Here is a 4,801-nt window from a genome sequence, read left to right on the forward strand (position 1 = left end):
CCCTACTTCCCCTTCCCAATTCCAAATCAACTCACTGGAACTTCAATAGGCAGTTCTAATATATTGGCAACCGCAGAAATCAACTTATTGGGGTCAATTGGCTTAGATAAATGCTGCTGAAACCCTGCTGAAAGGGCTTTCAAGCGGTCTTCCTCTCGCGTGTATGCTGTTAAAGCGATCGCGGGGATGCGTCCGCCTTTTTCTGGTTCTAAAGAGCGGAGTTTTCGAATCAATGTATAACCATCTTGCCCTGACATACCGATGTCGCTAATCAGGATATCTGGTTTTGCTTGTTCAAGTACTGAAAGTGCTTCATCAACCGATGCTACCGCAGTGGCAAAAGCCCCATACTCCTCAAACATAAAACTGAGAAAGTTACGGGTATCTGCTTCATCATCTACAACTAAAACCCTTAATCCAGCAAGGGGGGTAGATGCTAAAGAAGAGGAAATTTTTCCTGTTGCTTCTCTATTTCCTCTATTGTCTTGTAAAAGTGGTAATCTTACAGTAAAGGTTGCTCCTTGCCCAGTGCCTAAACTTTGGGCAAAAATTGTCCCCTTGTGTAGTTCTACTAGATGACGGACGATCGCTAATCCTAGTCCTAATCCATTGTGCGATCGCGTTGTGGTGCTGTCTGCTTGCCGAAAACGCTCAAATACTTTGGGTAAAAACTCGGAACTGATACCAATGCCTGTATCGATAACTTGAATTTGGGCGTACTGAGATTTTGAATTTTGAGATTTTGCGGAAAGCTTAAGACTCGGCTCTCGACCATCAGAATTTTCCAAGACGGATTTTAGATTATTGCTTTCTTCAGTGTTTGAAGAGTCTAAATTTTCACTATGAGATTCAAATCCAAAATTGTTCGACTGGGTTGTACTGAGGCTTGTGGAAGTAGCGCTCACACCAAAGTCTGAAATCGGCAATCCAAAATGCTTTGACAGCCTGACTTCTACCCTGCCACCTTTAGGGGTAAACTTTATTGCATTAGTTAGTAGGTTCCAGACAATTTGCTGTAGACGGGCTGGATCGCCATAGACTGACCCTATCGAAGTATCCAGCACAGTACTTAATTGAATATCTTTCGGTTCTGCTAGGGGACGAACTGCCTCTAATGCCGCCTCCATCACTGTGAGCAGATTCACTGCCGATACGTTTAACCGCAACTGACCACGAATAATCCGAGATACGTCCAAGATATCCTCAATTAGTTGCATCTGAGATATGGCGTTGCGTTCGATCGCCTCCAAAGCGCGGGAAGTGGCTTTTTCGTCAAGTTTCTTGGCGCGAAGGATTTTCGACCAGCCGAGCATTGAGGTTAGAGGCGTGCGGAGTTCGTGGGAGAGAACAGCCAGAAACTCATCTTTCATCCTATTTGCGGCTTCTGCTTCCTGTCTTGCCGTTTGTTCCCGAATCACTTGAGCGCGGACTTCTTCTGCTTGCTTGCGTTCGGTAATATCTTCAAGAGTGCCTACATAACCCAACAAGTCCCCTTGACTAGAAAGCATCGGTGACGAGCGAACTTGAACCCAACGAATGTTACCATGAGCAGCTTGAAAGCGAAATTCTTCTGAGTATTCTCGACCTTCACAAATGTAAGCAGACCAACTAGCGATCGCTCGTTCTTTATCTTCTGGATGAACAGATTCTAGCCATTTTTTTTCTAAGCTCTCTGCGGCTTTCAAGCCACAAATTGCTTGATAGCGGGGATTAGTATATTTACAGCCGCCTTCGGTATCAGTTTCAAAAATGCCAACGGGTGAGCAGGTACTTAGCGATCGGAATCGTTCTTCACTTTGCCTGAGTTCAGTATTCACAGCTACCAATTGCGCTGTTTGTTGCTTGATGGCTTCTGTTTTCTTAAATAGTTCTACGAATACTGTGACTTTAGAAGTCAAAATATTGGGGTCTAGTGGTTTGAGCAGATAATCAACAGCACCCAAGGCATAACCTTTAAACAGCATTTGGTCGCTGGTGCTAAAGGCGGTAAGAAAGATAATTGGAGTGTGACGCGATCGCCCCCGATTCCGAATTAAGGTAGCAGTTTCAAAGCCATCCATCCCTGGCATTTGCACATCCAGCAAAATCACCGCAAAATCTTGATGCAGCAGACACCTCAAAGCTTCTTCCCCAGAAGTAGCTCTCACGAGATTCTCCCCCAGTTTTTCTAGGATTGCCTCTAGTGCCAGCAAATTTTCTAGTTTATCATCCACTAGGAGGATGTTTACTTTCGATTCCATCTGCATCGGTTTATTTCTGTGATGATTGACAAAGCTTGACCATCTGGGAAGCAATGTTTGAGAGTGTCAAAATCCAGTCTACTGCAACAGCAGAAATTGCGGCCTCTGGCATAATGTCGCTCTCAGCTGTGGCGGGTTCTTGTACAATAGTAATTCCTCCCCGCACTTTTATTTTCTTAAGACCTTGCATACCATCTTGGTTTGCTCCTGTCAATATTACACCAATAACTTCCTCTGTGTAGACATCAGCTGCCGACTCAAATAGCACATCAATAGATGGTCTGGCATAAGAAACAGGCTCATCAGTCGAAAGAGCAAAGTGACCTGGTTCAACCAGTAAGTGATAATCTGCTGGAGCTATGTAGATATGTCCTGGTAGTATTTCGTCCTTGTCTTCAACTTCTCGAATTTTCAACAAGGTGGATTCTTGTAATAACTCCTGGAGTGTGTTGTTAGACTCTTTGTGACGGTGTTGCACGATCGCGATTGGTACAGGGAAGTCTGCTGGTAAATTACCCAGGACAATTTTCAATGCTGATAATCCACCTAAAGAAGTACCAATTACCACAATTTTAAACGACACTTATTTCGCCCTCACACCTGTGGAATGGGGGGTTATGTAAATAGCAAAGAGTATTTCATACTGAATCAGTCAGTGTTTTCCTGCTTCTTTGCTCTTACCAGTAACCCATGTTTAGGTGCAAAAATCATTGCTATGACAAACAACAAGGTTTGCAACACAACTATGCAACCCCCTGTTGCACCATCGATATGATAGCTGATGTAAGTCCCCATAACACTAGAAAATACACCCGATGCCATTGCAATTAGTATCATGTGGTCGAAACGGTCTGTTAATAAATAAGCTGTTGCTCCTGGAGTAACTAACATCGCTACAACCAGAATAATTCCCACTGTTTGGAGTCCCGCGACAGCTGTTAACGAGAGTAATGAAAGTAAAATATAGTGTAGCGCTCCTGTATTCAAGCCAATGGAACGTGCATGAGTGGGATCAAAACAAAATAATAGCAAGTCTTTGCGTAAAATAGCTATTGTTATTAAGGTAATTCCACTAATAATCACCGTTTGGATAATGTCTTCATTAGAAATACCCAAGACATTGCCAAACAAAATATGTGTCAAATCTACGCTGCTAGGAGTTTTGGAAACTAGTACCAAACCCAGAGCAAAAAATCCTGTAAATACAAGTCCAATGACAGTATCTTCTTTAATCCTTGTCTTCGCTTTGATATAACCGATCGCAATAACTGAACCCACTCCAAAGACAAAAGCACCTACAGCAAAAGGGATATTTAAAACATAAGCAATTACTACCCCAGGCATTACCGCATGGGAAACAGCATCTCCCATTAATGCCCAACCTTTGAGGGTCATAAAACAAGATAAAACAGAACAGACCACCCCAACTAAGGCACTTACACAAATTGCCTTCACCATGAATTCATGCTGTAGGGGTGTAGTGAACCAGTCTAAGAATGCGAGAGTATTCATATTTTTATAACTTCAATCCAAGCAATATCAATTAACAATTATTCATTAATCCGATTCACTTTTATTTCCACGGATTATCTGACTTTTGCTGAGAGATAAATCTCCCAGAGAACCACCAAAAGTCCGTGAGAGATTTTCTTCTGTGAAGACTTTTGATGTATCACCATAAGCTAAAATAGTACGATTAATGAGTACGACTTGGTCACAGAAAGTAGTGATAGAAGCTAAGTCATGGGTAGAAATCAAAATTGTATGGCCTTCTTCTCGCAATTCCAGCAATAAATCAATCATCGCTTTTTCTGTTTTGATATCTACCCCTGTGAAAGGCTCATCTAATAGTAAAACTCTTCCCTTTTGTGCTAAAGCACGGGCGAGAAAAGCACGTTTCTTCTGTCCACCAGAGAGTTCTCCAATTTGGCGATCGCGCATCGACCACATTTGTACCCTCTCCAAACTCTCCCTCACTACTCTTTGATCGTTCGCCGATGGAATTCGTAGTATATTCATGTATCCGTAGCGTCCCATCATCACCACATCATGGACACTTACTGGAAAATTCCAGTCCACCTCTTCTGACTGTGGTACATAAGCGACCAAGCTTTTTTTTTGCACAGTTTTTATAGGTAATCCATTAATCAAAACTCGTCCTGTAACTGGCTTCAAAAAACCCATAATCGCTTTAAATAGGGTTGATTTACCACTACCATTCATCCCCACCAAGCCACTGATTGAACCTGCTTGAATTTGCAAAGAAGCACCATGTAAAGCAACTTTGCCGTGGTAAGCTACTGTCAAATTTTCGACATCAATACTAATGGATTTCATTAAAAATCACCTCTAAAATTAATTAATAGTTTGTAGTGAGCGGTTTCAGCCTTCTTTCCAAAGACGTAACGTTTTCCAGAGAACAAAATAGGACTAAATTCGTTACTACAAGCTTATTTTCAATAGTTAGATTTATTCTTGCATACTTGCTCATTTTTCCTCTAATCCCTGAGTTAGAGTATTAATATTACCTTCTAGCAACTTGAGATAAGTTGGTGCTGGCC

4 protein-coding genes are annotated in these 4,801 nt (G+C 42.0%); all 4 read right to left on the reverse strand.

Features of this window, described 5'->3' with window-relative positions:
* Positions 1 to 26 precede the first annotated feature (26 nt).
* The 4 genes from IQ229_RS13350 to IQ229_RS13365 all read right to left on the reverse strand — a co-directional run bounded on the left by IQ229_RS13350 (position 27) and on the right by IQ229_RS13365 (position 4,577).
* Positions 27 to 2,246 carry a hybrid sensor histidine kinase/response regulator gene (locus tag IQ229_RS13350; RefSeq protein ID WP_194044388.1) on the reverse strand — a complete coding sequence of 740 codons (2,220 nt, stop codon included), beginning with the start codon at positions 2,244 to 2,246 and terminating at the stop codon, positions 27 to 29.
* Positions 2,247 to 2,250: 4 nt separating this feature from the next.
* Positions 2,251 to 2,823 (reverse strand): chemotaxis protein CheB, encoded by a 573-nt coding sequence (locus tag IQ229_RS13355; RefSeq protein WP_194044390.1) that lies wholly within the window; start codon positions 2,821 to 2,823, stop codon positions 2,251 to 2,253.
* 65 nt (positions 2,824 to 2,888) lie between these two features.
* A complete protein-coding gene (locus IQ229_RS13360) occupies positions 2,889 to 3,752 on the reverse strand; it encodes a metal ABC transporter permease (RefSeq protein ID WP_194044392.1) in 864 nt (287 codons plus the stop codon).
* 45 nt (positions 3,753 to 3,797) lie between these two features.
* Positions 3,798 to 4,577, reverse strand: a complete 780-nt coding sequence (locus tag IQ229_RS13365; RefSeq protein WP_194044394.1) for a metal ABC transporter ATP-binding protein — start codon at positions 4,575 to 4,577, stop codon at positions 3,798 to 3,800.
* Between the last annotated feature and the right edge of the window lie 224 nt (positions 4,578 to 4,801).

The sequence above is a fragment of the Nostoc cf. edaphicum LEGE 07299 genome, assembly GCF_015207245.1.
Lineage (GTDB): Bacteria > Cyanobacteriota > Cyanobacteriia > Cyanobacteriales > Nostocaceae > Nostoc > Nostoc edaphicum_B.